Annotated in this window: 16 protein-coding genes; 2 read left to right on the top strand and 14 right to left on the bottom strand. The window is 40.8% G+C overall.

All coding sequences use genetic code 11. The features are described 5' to 3' along the window. Positions 1-2 precede the first annotated feature (2 nt). Genes nuoK through MVE01_RS10370 form a run of 12 tightly spaced genes read right to left on the bottom strand, consistent with a single transcriptional unit; the run spans position 3 to position 12,550 of the window. Entirely contained in the window at positions 3-305 is a 303-nt protein-coding gene (nuoK, locus tag MVE01_RS10315; protein WP_472562105.1) for an NADH-quinone oxidoreductase subunit NuoK, read from the bottom strand. Beyond that, positions 302-865, bottom strand: coding sequence for an NADH-quinone oxidoreductase subunit J (locus MVE01_RS10320; RefSeq protein ID WP_472562106.1), 564 nt, complete (start codon positions 863-865; stop codon positions 302-304). The genes nuoK and MVE01_RS10320 overlap by 4 nt, the downstream gene beginning before the upstream one ends. An 11-nt stretch (positions 866-876) precedes the next feature. Further along, positions 877-1,500 (bottom strand): NADH-quinone oxidoreductase subunit NuoI, encoded by a 624-nt coding sequence (gene nuoI, locus MVE01_RS10325; protein ID WP_472562107.1) that lies wholly within the window; start codon positions 1,498-1,500, stop codon positions 877-879. A 9-nt stretch (positions 1,501-1,509) separates the two neighbouring features. Beyond that, positions 1,510-2,541, bottom strand: coding sequence for an NADH-quinone oxidoreductase subunit NuoH (gene nuoH, locus MVE01_RS10330; protein ID WP_472562108.1), 1,032 nt, complete (start codon positions 2,539-2,541; stop codon positions 1,510-1,512). Between the two features lies 1 nt (position 2,542). Beyond that, positions 2,543-4,999, bottom strand: coding sequence for an NADH-quinone oxidoreductase subunit G (locus MVE01_RS10335; RefSeq protein WP_472562109.1), 2,457 nt, complete (start codon positions 4,997-4,999; stop codon positions 2,543-2,545). 1 nt (position 5,000) lies between these two features. Beyond that, the gene (locus MVE01_RS10340; protein ID WP_472562110.1) at positions 5,001-7,259 is read right to left on the bottom strand and encodes a 2Fe-2S iron-sulfur cluster-binding protein; all 2,259 of its coding nucleotides are present in this window, start codon (positions 7,257-7,259) and stop codon (positions 5,001-5,003) included. 1 nt (position 7,260) lies between these two features. Continuing rightward, positions 7,261-9,270, bottom strand: coding sequence for an FAD-dependent oxidoreductase (locus tag MVE01_RS10345; RefSeq protein WP_472562111.1), 2,010 nt, complete (start codon positions 9,268-9,270; stop codon positions 7,261-7,263). After that, positions 9,270-9,626 (bottom strand): NADH-ubiquinone oxidoreductase subunit E family protein, encoded by a 357-nt coding sequence (locus MVE01_RS10350; protein WP_472562112.1) that lies wholly within the window; start codon positions 9,624-9,626, stop codon positions 9,270-9,272. Before MVE01_RS10350 ends, MVE01_RS10345 begins: the two co-directional genes overlap by 1 nt. An 11-nt stretch (positions 9,627-9,637) precedes the next feature. Beyond that, on the bottom strand, positions 9,638-10,867 hold the full coding sequence (gene nuoD / locus MVE01_RS10355; RefSeq protein WP_472562113.1) for an NADH dehydrogenase (quinone) subunit D: 1,230 nt from the start codon (positions 10,865-10,867) through the stop codon (positions 9,638-9,640). 8 nt (positions 10,868-10,875) lie between these two features. Beyond that, entirely contained in the window at positions 10,876-11,661 is a 786-nt protein-coding gene (locus tag MVE01_RS10360; RefSeq protein ID WP_472562114.1) for an NADH-quinone oxidoreductase subunit C, read from the bottom strand. Further along, entirely contained in the window at positions 11,661-12,179 is a 519-nt protein-coding gene (locus MVE01_RS10365) for a NuoB/complex I 20 kDa subunit family protein (protein WP_472562115.1), read from the bottom strand. Before MVE01_RS10365 ends, MVE01_RS10360 begins: the two co-directional genes overlap by 1 nt. Further along, positions 12,161-12,550, bottom strand: a complete 390-nt coding sequence (locus tag MVE01_RS10370) for an NAD(P)H-quinone oxidoreductase subunit 3 (RefSeq protein WP_472562116.1) — start codon at positions 12,548-12,550, stop codon at positions 12,161-12,163. Before MVE01_RS10370 ends, MVE01_RS10365 begins: the two co-directional genes overlap by 19 nt. 215 nt (positions 12,551-12,765) lie before the next feature. Between MVE01_RS10370 and MVE01_RS10375 the strand changes: the two genes are divergently transcribed. Next, complete coding sequence (locus MVE01_RS10375) at positions 12,766-13,173, top strand: rhodanese-like domain-containing protein (protein ID WP_472562117.1); 408 nt, start codon at positions 12,766-12,768, stop codon at positions 13,171-13,173. Positions 13,174-13,214: 41 nt separating this feature from the next. Here MVE01_RS10375 and MVE01_RS10380 read toward each other — a convergent pair whose 3' ends face one another. Both MVE01_RS10380 and MVE01_RS10385 read right to left on the bottom strand, forming a co-directional pair. Beyond that, complete coding sequence (locus tag MVE01_RS10380) at positions 13,215-14,600, bottom strand: peptidoglycan-binding domain-containing protein (protein ID WP_472562118.1); 1,386 nt, start codon at positions 14,598-14,600, stop codon at positions 13,215-13,217. A gap of 78 nt (positions 14,601-14,678) precedes the next feature. Then, positions 14,679-16,409 (bottom strand): ATP-binding protein, encoded by a 1,731-nt coding sequence (locus tag MVE01_RS10385; protein ID WP_472562119.1) that lies wholly within the window; start codon positions 16,407-16,409, stop codon positions 14,679-14,681. 93 nt (positions 16,410-16,502) lie between these two features. On the opposite strand from MVE01_RS10385, the gene MVE01_RS10390 reads away from it, so the two are divergent. Further along, positions 16,503-16,916 carry an Lcl C-terminal domain-containing protein gene (locus MVE01_RS10390; RefSeq protein ID WP_472562120.1) on the top strand — a complete coding sequence of 138 codons (414 nt, stop codon included), beginning with the start codon at positions 16,503-16,505 and terminating at the stop codon, positions 16,914-16,916. Position 16,917: the final 1 nt, after the last annotated feature.

Raw genomic sequence — 16,917 nt, forward strand, 5'->3', positions numbered from 1 at the left:
TTCTACCCCCTCATATTCGCAAGATCGTCAAGATCTAAACTACCGTGTTTTTTATATAACACGATCAAAATACCAAGTCCGACTGCTACTTCACTTGCTGCAATAGCGATCACAAAAAATGCGAACATTTGACCTGTAAGATCATTATAATAGTGTGAGATCGCTGCAAATGCAATATTGACTGCATTGAGCATCACTTCTGTTGCGAAGAAAAGCATTAAAAGATTTCTTCTTCTCAGTACACCCACCAATCCTACAGAGAAGATCAGTGCTGAGACGATAAGGTAGTGAGTTAAACTTATCATTTTGCATCCTTTGGTGTCAAGATTTCATCATCTGCATGTTCATCTTCAGTCAGACTCTGATCCATTTTTTTACCTGCAAGGATAATCCCTGCGATCATTGCTACAAGCAGCATTACAGCTGCAACTTCAAACGGAATAAGGTACTTTGTAAAAAGTACGATCCCCACATCCTGCGCATTCCCTACACCTTCATGCATAGGATAAAGTGCCTGAATAGCATCAGAATGAATTGGTGCTGCGAACATAAGCACCAGCACCAATGCACTCAGGCCACCAAGTAAAAATACCAAACCTGGATTGGTATTTTTTTCTTTAATATCTTTTGTGGCATCAAAGAACATCATTGCAAATGAGTAAAGTGCCATAACAGCACCTACATAGACAATGAGTTGTACTACACCAAGAAAATCTGCACCCAGGATAAAGAAAAATCCTGAGATCAATACCATCCCTGCTGCAAGTGATGTCATTGCATAGAGTACATTTTTACTCAATACTGTCACAAGAAAAAGTCCTATTGTTAAAGCCGAAAATAGGTAAAAGGCTACTACTTCATACATATTCACTCCTCCTAATACGCTAACGGCGTTGGTTTAATATTGTCATCTGCATTCGGTGATACTGCACCAAATCCTTGATACTCTTGCTGTAAATTCAACTTATCGATAGGCGTTAACATATCTTCAAAGAGTGAAAAGCTTGCTCTCTGCTCAGAAGCTGTTTCATATCTTGGACCATGCACAATAGCAAGTTCAGGACACACTTCTGCACAATACCCACAGAAAATACAGCGACCAAAGTTTATCGTATATTCACTCACCTCTTTACGCTGATTTTCATCATATCTTGTATCCATAGTGATACAGTTGGAGATACAGATCTTTTCACAAAGTCCACATCCTATACATCTGTAATGACCACTCTCAAGCAATCTGAGCATATCATGAATCGCTCTGTATCTCGGAGAAATAGGAAGCTTTTCAAATGGATATTTCACAGTATGCATCTGCCCTTTAAACAAGGCATTGATCATCTCTCTGAGTGTTACCCAAAGCCCTACAAAAAGTTCACCCTTGAAAGTCCTTTTCACAACTTGTTTGAACTGACACCAACCGCTTTGCGGTGTTTCACCAAGATCAAGCATTGTGTAATTCTGTGTTCCTACATTTCTATTTTTAAATTGTTCTAAACCCATATTCTCTCCTTACACCATCATCACAATACCAGTGATCACTACATTGATCACTGCGATCGGCATTAAAACTTTCCAGCACAGCCACATCAATTGATCCGGTCTTACATGCGGCCAAGCTGCCCTTACCCACAACATGAGGAAAAAGAAGAACCCGACTTTCAGTATGATAGTCAGCCATCCAAGTCCCCCTTCACTGTATCCACCAAGGAAAACGATCGCTGCAATGATAGAGATCGTGATCATATTGGCATACTCACCGATAAAGAACATACCCCATCTCATTCCTGAATACTCCGTCGCATACCCTGAGACAACCTCTGCTTCATGTTCAAGAAGATCAAACGGTGTTCTGTTTGTCTCTGCAAATCCTGCGATCAGGAAAAGCACAAAAGCTACAGGCTGTTTCCAGATGATCCATGAACCGATCCCTGCTGCCTGCGCATTGTTGAAATCAACAAAAGAGAGTGAACCAACAAGCATGATAGGAGCCAAGATAGAAAGTCCTGTCACTACCTCATAACTCAAGAACTGTACTGCTGTTCTGGCAGCTCCTATAATACCCCATTTATTTGCCTGAGACATACCTGCAAGCAATGGACCGTAAAGTCCGGATGCCATCATTCCAAGTACGAACAAAATACCGATATTAAGATCTGCGGCAATGGATGGTACAAATGTACCTCCTAATAACGGAATCCAACTTGGGATCGTAAAATCCGGAAAAACAGGAACTGCCGCCAAAGCAATAAATGCTGTGGCTGCTGTAATGACAGGCGCAACCATAAAAATAAATTTATTTGCATTCTGCGGTACAATATCTTCTTTGGTAAAGAGCTTGATACCGTCTGCAATAAGCTGCAGTAATCCGTATGGTCCTACATGCATAGGCCCTAATCTTCTTTGCATAAATGCAAGTACTTTCCTTTCGATAAATGTACCAAAACCTGCAATTGCAGAGATCACTGCCAAGATGATGATCGCCTTGATCAGTACACCTGCTGCAGTAGCTTCCGGTAAATTTTGTACGAGTGTTGTTTCCATATTACACCTTTCTCATTGTTACTGTTTTGTATCTGAACTCACCAAAGAGACCATACACATCCTGAGCACTTTTGAAATCACTAAGCGCAACGATATTACCATCCATTCTCTCATCTGCAATCACATCTACACAGATGTTCCTGTCACCAAAATCAATTTCTACTTTGTTTCCAAGCTCTTCTGCTTTTGCAGGACTTGCATAAAGACCGAATGCTTCAAAGATCTCATGTGCTTTATTACTGAAGTCATTGAATTGTCTTTGCGGATTGCATCTGTAGACGATCTCTCCTTCAAGTACAGCAGATTCATCAATTTTCTCTACCTTGATCTCTTTTGCCTTTCTGTTTTTTACTGTAAGCTTATAGCCTCTGTTTTCTGTACCATCATTCATATAGCCATTTGGAAGTGCATCAAATTCAACTGCTTTGAATCCTTTTTTTGTCGGGAGTGACACTGTCCAGTCAATAGTTTCAGCAGGAGCATAGGTAAGTGCTTTCATAATATCATTTAGTTCATATCCTCTATATTCCAACGCTGCATTGGTAGGTGTTACTCTTTTATGCATATTGGTCAAGGTACCCTCTTGCTGGTTCATTGCCGGCATATCGAGATCACCATCACCAAGAGCAGAGAGTTTAAAATCTCCATTTTCGTTATACCCGATCGTATAACCTGTTGCAGTTTCATCAAGATCACAAATAAGTGCTACACCTAAAGAGTTTGTTTTAGGCGGAATCATCGCTACACGTACTGAGGAGGTCTGTTCAATGAGTGCAATAAGTTTTGCAATATTCTCTGCTTTCTCATGGAAATAGAGGTCTTCCCCCACAATAAGAGAAAAAGACTCTTTCTTTTTCATCATTTTTTCAAAACTCTCTGCAAAGGCATCGCTCTCTTTATCTAGAAGTTCTACAAGTCCATTACGTTGTACTGTGATCTCTTTTTCTACCGTTTCAGGTACTTTTTTTGTTACTTCTTTACTTTCTCCGGTCTCTTCGTCTACTACCGTTTCAGTCACATCTTTCATAACTTTTTCTGTAATGGTTTTGGTCGTTTCAGATTTAAAACTTTCAAGATACTCTTTTACATCTGCAGGTAATTTCTCTCTGTCCGAAAAAAGATCTAGAATGAGATAGAGTGCTGCTTCCTCACGTCCTACTTTATGGGTAAAGAGCTCTACATTCTTACCAAATGTCGGTATAAGTGTGTCTCCAACGGGATGGAAATATAGTCCTGCCCCCTTATTCATCTTTTGGACATTGTTAAAAGCATAACGTGCGTTAGGGTTGTCATTTCTAAGTGCTGCACCGACACTCATTACAAAATCAGTTGCCATCACCTCTTTAAAATCATAACTATAAAGTGATTGACCTGATGCTGCACTGTAGGCATTCAGGAATTTTTGGAAGGCATACGCATCCGGATTCACAAGTTTCACACCCAGTTTCTCTTTCAGGGTTTGAAGCATCAATGCTTCTTCGTTGGTGATCACAGAGTTAAATCGGATACTCTCTGCTTTTTTAAATGCTTCAACAGCGGCAGAAAATGCTTTTTCATCTTTACCTGCCACACGGTTCTCAAAGTCATATCCGAAACGTCCTGCACCGCAAAGCGAAACATAATTCCACTCATTGGTCACACGGTAGATTTTCTCATCTCTATCTTCAATAGAAGCAGGTTTAGTCTCATAATAGATCTGACAACCACTGCTGCAGTGTGCACACGTTGCCGGTGTACGTTTAAGATCCCAGGCATTTGATTTATACTGGAAATCTCTACTGACCAAGGCACCTACCGGACAAACAGCTGTACATTCACCACAATCAGAACAATTTGTATATTCTGTACCGTTACTTGGTGCAATTACTGACTTTTGAAGCTTGTTCCACATGGCATAAGCATCTTTAGGCATGGTCTCTTTGAAACCTTTATCAAGTGCTTCTCCACCCCTTTTTGCTGTAGTGATCGCCGCATCTCCTATCATATCTTTACAGACAGTAGTACATCTTTCACACACAATACAAAGTCCTGCATCATAATGCAGTACCGAAGACCAGTTTTTTGTCTCCCTTTTAGTATCTTGTATCATGAAGGGTTGTGCATCTACTCCCAATTCCAATGTATAGTTTTGCAGTTCACACTCACCGGATTTATCACATACACCACATTGAAGCGGGTGGTTGACATCATATACTTCCATGATCGCACGGCGTTCTTCAAGAATATTAGGCGTATCAACCGTGATCTCCATGCCCTCTTTTACTTTTGCATTACATGCATAAACCTGCTTTCCGTCAGCTTCTACCAGACAGAGGCGGCACGCCAGTGTCGGTGAACATCTCGTCAAGTAACAAATTGCCGGAATAAAAACATCATTGGCACGTGCGGCATTAAGGATATACTCACCCTCTTTCACTGCAAATTCTTTACCATCAATTTTAATATTGACTCTGCTCATATTATTTCCCTGCCCTTTCAAAATCTAACCTGCTAAATCTATAAGAGGATAGCAAAGCCCCACTTAATCCCATATCAAATGTAGGGTTAAGGGCTATGGTTCCCTTCATAGATGTATCAATCTTAAACACACGATCAAACTTTATACCATCCAGCGTAAAGGTGATCTTCTCTCCGTCATGAAGCTTTGTTGCTGTTGCAAACTGCTGTGAACCTAAAAGTACAGCTTCGTCTTTTAACAATTTCGACTTTGCGGTAAACGGCGAGAATTGTTCTGTAGGATTACAATTATAAATGACTGCCCCGTCAAAACCTTCTATCTCTTCCAATGCATTAAAGGCTCTTTTTACAGAAACTTTTTGGGATTTTAAAAGATAACCTCTATGTTCATTACCCATACTGTCAAAATAGTCAGGAAGCGCGTCAAATTCAACTGATTCAAAACCTTTTTCTTTTGGCAACAATTTTGTATATGCAATGGTATATTCTGCATTCAACCCTAAACAGTTGGCAATATCATTTAACACATACCCTCCATAAGGAAGTGCTGCATTTATAGGTACCACACGTTTATCCAGAGTTGTAAGTGTCCCTTCCTGCTGGTTCATTGCCGGCATATCCAGATCACCATCACCTAAAGCAGAGAGCGTGAAATCAGCAGGTACGTTATACCCTACCGTTCTCCCTTCTGTCATCTCATCCAGATCACAAATAAGCGAGATACCCATTGCGTTGCCTGCAGGAGGTACACAAATCACATTGAAGCCTGCATAGACTTCAAGCAGTGCAAGGAGTTTAGCTATCTGCTCTGCTCTTGGATGTGCATACAGATCAGCCCCTGCTACCAAAGAGAATCCTGATTTTTTGATAAGTGACTTTCGTAACGCTTCCAGCTCTTCTTCACCAATGTTACTCTCTGCACTCAAATTACCAATATCCAGATCATCAAGAAATGCACGCAGGGCTTTAGGCAACTCTACTTCTTTGAGTAGTGCATCAGCCAACAGTGCGGCTGCACCTTCTTCACTCCCTGCTTCATATTTAATGAATTGTGTCACGATATTTTGGATCTCCATATCTTCCAAAGGATGCATATAGGCAACTCTGGCACTGTGCCATTTGCTTGCCATATTGATATGGTATTTGACTGTCGGGGAATCATCATTGATCCTTGTCCCCATCACAATAACCGCTCTAGACTCTGCAAGAGCTTTAAGCGAACCGTTATAGAGGCTTTCTCCTGTTACAGAACTGTATGCTTGCATAAATTTCTGATATGCTCCTGCCTCATAAGAAACCAGTTTCACACCCAGCTTCTCTTTGATCTTTTGAAGGATCAATGCCTCTTCATTGGATATCTGACTGGAAAATATAACCGTTTGTGCATTTTTAAATGCTTCTACTGCCTGCTCAAATGCCGTTTTATCTTTTGTGACATTTTCATTCGCATAGTCAAACCCATATCTACCTGCACCGCAAAGGCTTGTAAATTCAAAGGTGTTGGTTACACGGTAAATACGGTCATGTTTCACTTCATAGTTCATTTGGCATCCACCACCGCAATGAGGACAGGCAGATGGAATTTTAGTCAACTCCCATGCATTTGAAGTATATTTGAAATCTGTACTTACCAGTGCACCAACAGGGCAGACAGCTGCTGCTTCACCCAATGAAGCATAATTCTTTTCCTGCTTGGTATTGATAATAGTTGAACCGTATCCGCCGAATTTTACTTTAAGCGCTTCATCACCCGTAATTTCAGTAGAGACCCGTACACATTTCTCACACATGATACACAGAGCGGGGTCATAGGAAACATGTCCCCAGTTTTCTACAGGACGGTGCTGGTCTCTGGCGGTAAACGCCTGCTGAGGAAGTCCAAATTCCAGTGTTTTATTTTGAAGATCACACTCTCCACTCTTATCGCAGACACCACATTCCAACGGATGATTCACGTTATAGAGTTTCATGATATTTTGACGCTCTTGATAAAGTTCTGCATTGTTTGTATGGATCACTGCACCGTCTGTTGCTTTCTCTTGGCAGGAGAGGATCATCCCGTCAACACCTTCAACCTCTACCACACACATACGGCATGAACCGATAGGCTGTACTTTTGTGAGGTAACACATTGTCGGTACATAGATATCATTCTCTCTGGCAATCTCTAAAATCGTCTTCCCGAATGTACTTTGACATGTTTTTCCGTCAATGGTAACCATGATCGTTTTGCCGATATTCATAGAATTATGTCTGCTCATATTACACCGCCACCATTGAGATATAGTAACAACGCATACAACGTTCCGCTTCAGAGATCGCCTCTTCACCGGTAAAGCCTAAATTGACTTCTTTATTGTTCGTTTTACGTTCATCAACATCAAGTTTTTCACTTACTGCACGAGGAAGCCCTGGCATCCAACCTGTGATCTTTTCACCTTTGTCATAGACTCTGAGTTTATTCAAATGATCTTCCATGATCTCATCATCAGTCAGCGTACATTTACCATCATAGATATATCGACTAATGACTGATGCTGCACGTCTTGCCTGACCTACTGCATTGACAATAGTCATAGGTCCATACTCACAGTCACCGGCAGCAAAGAGCCCTTCACGTGAAGTCATAAAATCCTTACCGTTTGTCAAGATAGAGTTCCATGAAGTCATCTCAATATTCCACTCTTCAGGTAATATCTGGGTATCAAGTGCCTGGGAAACTGCCGGAATGAGATAATCACATTCTATCTCAAAATCTTCACCTTCCATTTTGACAAGCTGTGCCCGTCCTCCATCCGGATCGGGAACCAATTCAAAACGATTCACTTTAAGCTTTGTGATGTTTTCACCATTATCAAAGATCTCTTCGATCGCTGAGTGAAAGATAAACTCAACACCCTCTTCTACTGCCTCATGATACTCTTCATAGGTCGTATTTCCGATGATCGTCTTTTCGTCACGACGGTAGAGCATGATCACCTTTTTTGCACCTTCACGTATAGAGCAACGTACCACATCCATGGAGGTAAATCCACCACCGACACAGACAACCACCTTATCTTTGAGTTCATTGGATGCCGGTGCACCTATTTGATACTTATGCCAAAGATTTACTTTGTCAAGCATATCGATCGCACCCCAGTAACCACCCATTTTTGGATCTTCATTCTCAGCACGCACTTTTTTGGAAAGTCTTGCTCCAAATCCAAGCAGTGTTGCATCATACTCAGCCTCAATCTCTTTAAGCTTTTGGGCATCTACCCTACAATTATTGGTAATGCTGACAGCCTCCATTTCAAGTACAAGGTCAATATCTCTTTGATATTTTCCAATAGGCATTCTATACTCAGGAACACCTACAGCAACTTCACCACCATTCACAGGAAGCTCTTCAAAAATATGTGACTCGATTCCTTCAAGTGCCAGATAATATGCTGCCGTAAGCCCTGCGGGTCCTGCACCGATGATCGCTACTTTCTTGCCATCATTTCTCAGTGGTTTAGGCTCATGAGGGTGCAACCATGGAAGTTCATGGTCCGTCTCATAATCAGCCCCTAAACGCTTAAGTTCCATAATAGAAATAGGTTCATCCAAGTTAGTACGGCGACAAGCATCTTCACAAGGATGTGGACAGACACGTCCACAGGTATGTGCTAAAGGCATGGTCTGTCTTGTAGCAGCCAAAGAATCAGTAAAGACCATATCTCTTACCCCTTCAATGTAGGCAGGGATATCTACATGTGCGGGACACATATCAGTACACGGTGCTGTCACTTTGGCAATATAATTCGTATCTCCATTATAATGCTTTGACGGTACCTGTGTATTTATGCAGGTATCAAACTGCTCTTTATAGTACGCCATAAGATCCAAAATAGGTTTTGGCACTGTTTTCCCGATCTCACACTTGGAGGTAGTCATCATTGTTTTGGCAATCTCTTTCAAGTGTGCAATATCATCATGGGTACCTTCCCCCCGTGCAATTTTGTCGAGTAGATCATAGAGGATCCTGCCACCCCATCTCCCTGGAGCACAACGACCACATGCTTCAGAATATTCCTGGTATTGCGCTGCATAACGTGAGGCTAACTCTACAGCATCGATATCTTCATCAAAAATGGCAACACCATCCCACCCAATAAACGCCTTAGAGTTTTTATCTCCATGGTAGGTTTCTGGCAGTTTAAACTCGGATTCACCCCACTCATCAGAAGGTTTACCGCGATTATCGATAAATTCATCCCTCCAAGTAGAGAATACTATTCCTGACATTACTCAGCCTTCTCTTGATTTTCAGATTTTTCTTCTGCAGCTTCTGCCGCCGCCTTCTCAGCCTCTGCTTTTTCGGCAGCTATTCTTGCAGCTTCTATTTTCTCTGCTCTTGTTTTTTGAGTCTCTTCATCTACTTTTTTAACCACAATGGTCCAATCTACTTCATTAAATTTCAATGAATTCATAAGATCATGTCCTGTTGCTCTTACAAAATCTGCAGATTTCTGGATGTGAGAAAAATCGCCTACTTCAAAAAGAAATATACCCACTTCTCCTACTTTGAGACCCTGATCGATAAGCTCTGCCATTCTGTCATAAAAGTCATCTTTCAAATGTCTTAAATCATATCTTTTCATTTATGCTCTCCTTAACGATCAACTTCACCGAATACGATATTGGTAGTACCAATGATCGTAACGACGTCTGCTATATAGGTACCTACAAGTATCTCTTGCAATAATCCTGTGTGAAAGAAGCTTGGCGCTCTACACTTGAGTCTGTAAGCATACGGCTCACCTTCTGACTTGATATAGAAACCAAGTTCACCTTTTGGCGATTCGGTTGGGACATAAACCTCCCCTTTTGGCGGTCTCATTCCCTGAGTGACCAGTACAAAGTGCTGCATCAACGCATAGTTCTGTGTCATGATCTCCTCTTTTGGGGCAGAGATATACTGTGGGGCATGGGCCATGAGCTGCGGCTCTGTTTTGCTATACATAGGGATAAGCTGTCTAAGTATTCGAACTGATTGACCCATCTCTTCCATATAAAGTCTGTAGCGTCCGTAAGAGTCACATCTGTCACTTACGGGAATATCAAAATCAAGTTCAGAGTAAAGCTCATACGGCTCCTCTTTTCTAATATCCCAATTTACACCCGAACCTCTAAGCATAGGTCCTGTACATCCCCAGGAAAGTGCTTCTTCTGCAGAGATCACCCCTACATTTTCCAGACGCATCTTCCAGATACGGTTTTCTTGAAGCAATGCATTATAAGTATGCTCAAGTTCATACTCTACTTTTGAACAGAACGATGCAAGTTTTTCAACCCATCCGCTAGGCAGATCCAAAGGAACCCCACCAATACGTACAGCAGAGTGTGTCAATCTTGCTCCGCAGTAGTCTTCCATCAAATCCATTGCAAACTCACGCTCACGGAAAGCATAGAGGAATACTGACATCGCACCAACATCCAATGCATGTGTTGCAATGAAGAAAAGGTGAGAAATAATACGGTTTAACTCAAGCAGCATGGTTCTGATTACCTGTGCACGTCTTGGTGCTTCAATACCTAGCAGTTTCTCTACTGCCAAAGCATAAGCATAATTATTTGATGTAGAAGCAATGTAGTCCAATCTATCCGTGGTTGGCAAGAACTCATTATAAGTCATATTCTCTGCCATCTTTTCGATCCCTCTGTGAAGGTAACCGATATCAGGATAGGCCTTTACAACCTGCTCACCCTCTAATTCCAGAACAAGTCTTAACTGACCATGTGCCGAAGGGTGCTGAGGACCAAAGTTGATGACCATGGTATTGTCATCACGCTCAAAATTGAGGTTTTCAAAAAACGGGGTTAATTTATTCGGTTGTTGCATATTCGTCCCTACCTTCTCTCATCTAATTGTTTACCGGAATCTTTTGTATAGTCTACAAGAATAGTTTCACTATATTCAATAGGATTCTCTTTCTCCCCCTCGGAGATATCTGCACCGAACGGTACTTCATAACCTACTCTTGAAAAACGCTTGGTATCATATCTGTCAATACGTGAAGGATCTCTGTTCTCCGGACCAATCACATCTCTGTACTCTTTACCGAATATCTTATCTACTTCATACCACGAAGCTGCTTCATCTCCGTGAAGCGGATAGGTTTTAAGAAGCGGATGACCATGCCAGTCATCCGGCATAAGAATACGTTTAAGAAATGGATGATTATTGACATAGATACCGAACATATCGAACATTTCACGCTCTGCAAAATTTGCAGACTTGAAGAGCGGCGTAATACTCTCGATCGCCGCACCTTTTTTAAGACGACATACAACTCTTATTCTTTTAGCTTCCGTAATATTAAGCAGTTGGTAAAAAAGTTCAAATTCACCGTCATTTGCCAGATAATCTACAGCACTTTGCTCAGAACATTGTGTATATCCGCATTTTTCTTTCAGAATTTTAATAATCTCAAGATTTTTCTTTGCATCAATATGTATAACCAGCGTACCGATCTCAATATACGTTTCTTTTGCTTTTTTTCCAAGTGCTTTTAGAACATTGGCAAAATGGCTTCCCTCTTCTACTTCCATTCTTGGTACACGGGGTGCAACCCAAAATCTGTCTGTATAGTAAGATTTCCCTTGAACATTGTCTTTTGGAGTATATTTTCTCATTACACTAACCTCAAGTTGTTTTTTGTATTGTTATTCATATTTGCAGATTCTCGTCTGATCTTCTTTTGAAGCATCATCAATGCATACTGAAGTGTTTCAGGTCTAGGTGCACATCCGGGAAGATAGATATCTACAGGGATGATACGATCCACTCCCTGTACGGTTGCATAGGTATTGAACATTCCGCCGGTATTGGCACATGAACCCATGGATATGACCCATTTAGGTTCTGTCATCTGATCATACAGACGTCTTGCAAATTCTGAGTGTTTTTTAGAAAGTGTTCCTGCAAGAATCATGACATCTGCCTGTCTTGGGGAAGCTCTAAAGATCGTCCCCATACGGTCAAAGTCATAACGTGATGCACCTGAAGCCATCATCTCAATCGCACAACATGCGAGTCCATAGGTAAGCGGCCAAAGTGAATTTGAACGCCCCCAGTTCACGAGTTTGTCTACCGAAGTCAATGCTATCGGCAAGCCTGCTGCTGAGGCGTAATTTACTTGATGCTGTGCCATTCAAGTGCTCCTTTCTTCCATGCATATACGAATCCTATCGTAAGTAGTACTATAAATAATATCATTTCCGCAAAACCGAACCAACCAAGCAGTTTAAAGTCGATCGCCCACGGGAACATAAAGATGATCTCCACATCAAACAAGATGAACAGCAATGCTATGAGGTAGAACTGCGATGAAATAGTGTTCGGCTGCTTTGTAACTTCCGGTCCACACTCATAGATAGTGAGTTTAAGCTTTTCGGTATCGAGTTTAGCCAATTTTCTACTGACAAGTCTTGCCAAGAACAGTGTAGCCGGAAATGCTACCGCTGTCAGTGCAAATAAAACAAATACACCGAAATACGGATGTTCTGTAATTACATGAGTCATATTAATCCCTTAAAGTTTATTCTTAATGACAATCCCCCTCTTTTAACCCCATTTTGGTATGCGTAGAGAATTCTCAGAATATTACCTCTATGTTAACTGAAATAGAGTTAAAGCTATTTTGGGTTGATTTTCTTTCAAAGCTTTGTTAGGAAGAATGTAACTATGTGAAACAGAAAAAAGTGCTACAATGTCACAAAAATTACTTTGGAGTACACATGAAAAAAAAATTTACAAATATACTTTACTGGATAGCCATGATGGGATTGGTACTCTATTTTGCCTATTCAAAGGGCTGGATACTTGCCAATTTTGAATCCATTACCCCCCAACAGGCCCAATCTCTTTTACAAAATGACAATAATGTAACACTTTTGGATGTAAGGACAATAGAAGAGTTCAAACAAGGGCATATAAGAGGGGCAAAACTCATCCCTCTGTCAGTATTGGAGAAAAACCTTGATAAACTTCGTGCAGATCAAAACAAAAAGATCATTGTCTACTGTCGTAGCGGAAACCGAAGCGTTGCTGCTTCACGCATTCTCAATAAGCACGGCTTTGTACCGTTAAATGTTAAAGGCGGGATCATTGGATTCATGGGAGTAAAAATGGAGATCGTAAAATAATCTCTTTCTTCATCACAGCATAGATGAAGAAAGATAATAATTTAAAGCGTTATACCAAGTGCATTCAGTGTTTCATAGGTAATCCCACCTGTAGCCAGAGAACTGTCTCTTTGGAACTTGTCAAGCGCTCGTCTTGTTCCTCGTCCAAGTACACCGTCTGCTTTACCGGCACTATACCCTTTTTCGTTCAATGCCGATTGAAGTTTCGCAATGATATCTTTTGTCATATTCGTCTGGCAAAGAATACGTTTCCACTCAATATGCGTATCTGCCACTTTTTTACGTTTTTTCATCATTTTATATTCAGCTTCTACCGGTGTTTTCACTTCTTTGGCTTCTGAGACAAGCTTCTGTACTTTTACAGATTTTGTCACTGCCGGTACAACCTCTTCTTCTACATGTGCCGGTATATCCAGTACAATCTTCTTGATCTCTTTTGTTTTTGCCGGTGCCTCAGTCAGACAGATCTGATGCCCTGTATATTTAAGTCCTGATTCCACCTCATCTTTAGCATAAACCCAAGAGAAAGTTGCATTGTTTTCAGGTACAGTTTTTTCTATAGTTTCATAAAGCGCCGGCATAGGAATCGTTTTAATCTGTTCATCTGAAATAAGTTTTTTTACTTTAATGACTTTAGTCTTTGCCGGCACTTCTACCACTTTTGTTGTAGCAGGAGATTTAAGTACACGCTTTTTGATCGTTTTGTATTTAGCAGGTACTTTCACTAGACACATGATCTCACCTGTTGCTCCAGAGACTTTTTGTGCCGGATTCTGACCTTTTTTCCATACTGTTTTTTCCGGCTCAACCATAACCTGTTCTTCCGTCTCTTCATAGACAGCAGGTACTTCTATTACCTCTTTGGATGCAGGTTTTACAATAACCGTTTTTTCCACTGTTTCAAACTCCGGAGGGACTACTTCGGTTTCATTGTGTTCATTTCTTACCAAAACATCCTCTGTAACTGTTTTGAATTTTCTTGGAACAAAATACTCTTTGTAACAGTCACCCGGCTGTGCATGCTCTACATCCACACCGGCTGCTTTTGCTGCCGCCAGAAGCTCAGGACTTACAGGCAATGCTTTTTTCTTAAGGCTTGTTTTCCATGTACGGATCGCCGGCTTGACTTCGATCGTCTCTTTGACCTCTTTATATTTAGCAGGAACCGGTACAAGTTTCTTCGTTTCCGGAGTAACCACTACTTCCTCCTCTGTTTCTGTAAATTCCGCAGGGACAATAGAGATCTTTTCAGAGGGCTCCTTGGTGATCACTTTCTCCTCTACCGTTTCGTACTGTGCAGGTAATACAACTCTGGCGTAGCATTCACCCGGTTTTGCATTCGGTGGTGTAAGTGATACATCTTCGGCACTTACATAAGTAAGTGGTAAAAGCATTGCAGCAAGTAGGGTTGAGTATTTGATCTTCATTTTTTCTTCCTTCATATGATAATATTTTTCAACATCATATAGGATGGAAATTACCTAAGTATTACCTTTAGGGAAGTTCTATATTTTAAAACCCATACTTTTGGAGCCGTCAAAGCTGCTTCCAAGCTCTTTTTCTATCTCTTCTATAAAATCCAGGTGCGTAAAGACACTCTCATCACGTACCGCAACCTTATAGGCAGTATTCTTGATAACCAGGCTGATCTGTCCACCTGTGAGTTCAAACTTTGCCAACTCTTTCATATCAAAACTCTCATCATAGTCTGCATTTTCAGGAAGCATGAACTGCCAAAGTCTCAGACGCTGCTTCTTTCCCGGTTTTTTAAACTCTATTTTATAGTTAAATCGTCTGGAGAAAGCTTTGTCAATATTACCCAACAAATTTGTTGTAGCAATGAGTATCCCCTCAAATTTTTCTATCTGCTCCAAAAAAATATTTTGCATCTGGTTATGCATTTTATCAGCCGAACTTCCTGCACCTTCACTTCTGCTGCTTAAAAACTGATCTGCTTCATTGAGAAGTAAAATAGGATCAACTTTTGCCTTTTTGCTCAACTCCCTAAAGTCATCAAAGATACGTCTAACATTCTTTTCACTCTCACCCACATACATAGAGAGTATTTTCGAGCAGTCAAAAGAGAGAATGGGGCGTTTCAATGTTTTGGCCAGACTCATAGCAGTCATCGTCTTCCCGGTTCCTGCAGCACCATAGAAGATAATACGTGCATCCACACCTCGTCTCTCTTTGATCCCCCATTCTTTAAGCTTTTTAAACACTTCTTTGTCAACCTGTTTGACAACATTATTCAATGTCTCTCTTGTCTTGGGATGCAGAACTACATCATCCAGAGTGGTTGTGGGTTTGAGATACTCAAAAAGTTCCTGCTCCTGTACCAGTGCGTCAAGTTTAAGTTTAGTGACTTTTTTCTTTTTTTTAGGATGGATGATCCGCTGCATCACCTCTTCTTGCAAGTAGAAAGAGCGGCTCACTCCACCAAACATATTGAGTATCTCCTCATAGTCAATGATATCTTCAGTAATAAGCTTTGCCCCTTCTTCAAGCAGCGCTCTATTCTTGATCTTCTCATACTCATCAAAAGATATGAGCTCTATGAGGGTATTCATATCTCTGAACTGCCCCTCACCACCACTGTACTCCTCTTTAAGCAATGCCAGGAAAATACGTTTTTCTTTCTCATCAAGCTCTTTTTCTTTGAAGAACTCCTCCACGACAATAGGTGTTTCCGTCATCTTCACACGCTCTTCAATACGTGTTGTCAAAAGTGTCAGCTTGTTCTTAAGCCGTCCAATACTGAGTGAATTGTCTGCAAAGCCCTGTTTAAACGTCGCAATTTTATGTAAAAGTGCCACCATGTCAAACTGATCTTGCAAATACTCCAAATGATCGGTGTAAGGTTTTACTTCAGGAAGAAATATCTCCAATGACCCCTCTTCAAGCAGACGCAAAAGAGAGATACTGGGGGTCACAGAAGTACTCAGCAGTTCAAGCTGCGAGGTCTCATGTGCTTTTACCTGTCCGAAACTCATCTGTATCAACCACCCAAGGTCAAGCAGGTTTTTCACTAAACCAAGCTTTTTAAGGTAGGTGTATCCTTCTTGAGAGAAATTTTCCTGTAGCATCTCCAATATGGGAACTTCTTCAAGTCCTTTTACATAACGGCTACAAACATACTGTATCAGCTGTGCTTCCCCTTTGGTACATTTAAGGTGTTTATAGATCAAGCTTTTGCTGACATCTTTTGCTTCTATGAAATCGATAAGGTGTTTCAATCATTTTCCTAATTTATACTATTTTTTCTTTTGAGTATAACAAATCTTTGATATACTCTTACTAATAGAATTCTATTCTACAAAGGAGAAAGTATGCATAAAATTCTAACTATCCTACTATTCACCCTCTCTGGTCTTATGGCTGAAACGACCATGATAAAAGACTCACGAACCAATCTTATGTGGGAAGATACCCCTCATGTCAAAGAGGCAAAACTAACCAAACCTAAAGCAGAAAAATATTGTAACACTTTAAGGCTTGGAAATTTTGAGGATTGGCGGCTTCCTGACATACATGAACTTTTAACGATCATCGACTACAAACGTACTGAACCTGCTTTGCTTAAAGAATTCTCATATATCGAGCCAGAGTCTTTTTACTGGACAAATACCGTTGTTGCAGATGAGTCCGATGCATTTTGGGGCGTAAATTTCAAAAGAGGTGCCAGCAGTAAAGCTTCAGAATATTATGACCGCTATGCACGCTGCGTAAGGAATATTAAATAAT

This window comes from Sulfurovum sp. (assembly GCA_026990595.1).
GTDB lineage: Bacteria > Campylobacterota > Campylobacteria > Campylobacterales > Sulfurovaceae > Sulfurovum.

What these genes read in the sequence shown, in the direction of transcription:
- MVE01_RS10335 (WP_472562109.1), bottom strand. Translation starts at nt 4,999, where the DNA reads ATGAGCAGAGTCAATATTAAAATTGATGGTAAAGAATTTGCAGTGAAA.
- MVE01_RS10390 (WP_472562120.1), top strand. Translation starts at nt 16,503, where the DNA reads ATGCATAAAATTCTAACTATCCTACTATTCACCCTCTCTGGTCTTATG.
- MVE01_RS10360 (WP_472562114.1), bottom strand. Translation starts at nt 11,661, where the DNA reads ATGAGAAAATATACTCCAAAAGACAATGTTCAAGGGAAATCTTACTAT.
- nuoH (WP_472562108.1), bottom strand. Translation starts at nt 2,541, where the DNA reads ATGGAAACAACACTCGTACAAAATTTACCGGAAGCTACTGCAGCAGGT.
- MVE01_RS10350 (WP_472562112.1), bottom strand. Translation starts at nt 9,626, where the DNA reads ATGAAAAGATATGATTTAAGACATTTGAAAGATGACTTTTATGACAGA.
- MVE01_RS10380 (WP_472562118.1), bottom strand. Translation starts at nt 14,600, where the DNA reads ATGAAGATCAAATACTCAACCCTACTTGCTGCAATGCTTTTACCACTT.
- MVE01_RS10375 (WP_472562117.1), top strand. Translation starts at nt 12,766, where the DNA reads ATGAAAAAAAAATTTACAAATATACTTTACTGGATAGCCATGATGGGA.
- MVE01_RS10340 (WP_472562110.1), bottom strand. Translation starts at nt 7,259, where the DNA reads ATGAGCAGACATAATTCTATGAATATCGGCAAAACGATCATGGTTACC.
- nuoI (WP_472562107.1), bottom strand. Translation starts at nt 1,500, where the DNA reads ATGGGTTTAGAACAATTTAAAAATAGAAATGTAGGAACACAGAATTAC.
- MVE01_RS10365 (WP_472562115.1), bottom strand. Translation starts at nt 12,179, where the DNA reads ATGGCACAGCATCAAGTAAATTACGCCTCAGCAGCAGGCTTGCCGATA.
- MVE01_RS10370 (WP_472562116.1), bottom strand. Translation starts at nt 12,550, where the DNA reads ATGACTCATGTAATTACAGAACATCCGTATTTCGGTGTATTTGTTTTA.
- nuoK (WP_472562105.1), bottom strand. Translation starts at nt 305, where the DNA reads ATGATAAGTTTAACTCACTACCTTATCGTCTCAGCACTGATCTTCTCT.
- nuoD (WP_472562113.1), bottom strand. Translation starts at nt 10,867, where the DNA reads ATGCAACAACCGAATAAATTAACCCCGTTTTTTGAAAACCTCAATTTT.
- MVE01_RS10320 (WP_472562106.1), bottom strand. Translation starts at nt 865, where the DNA reads ATGTATGAAGTAGTAGCCTTTTACCTATTTTCGGCTTTAACAATAGGA.
- MVE01_RS10345 (WP_472562111.1), bottom strand. Translation starts at nt 9,270, where the DNA reads ATGTCAGGAATAGTATTCTCTACTTGGAGGGATGAATTTATCGATAAT.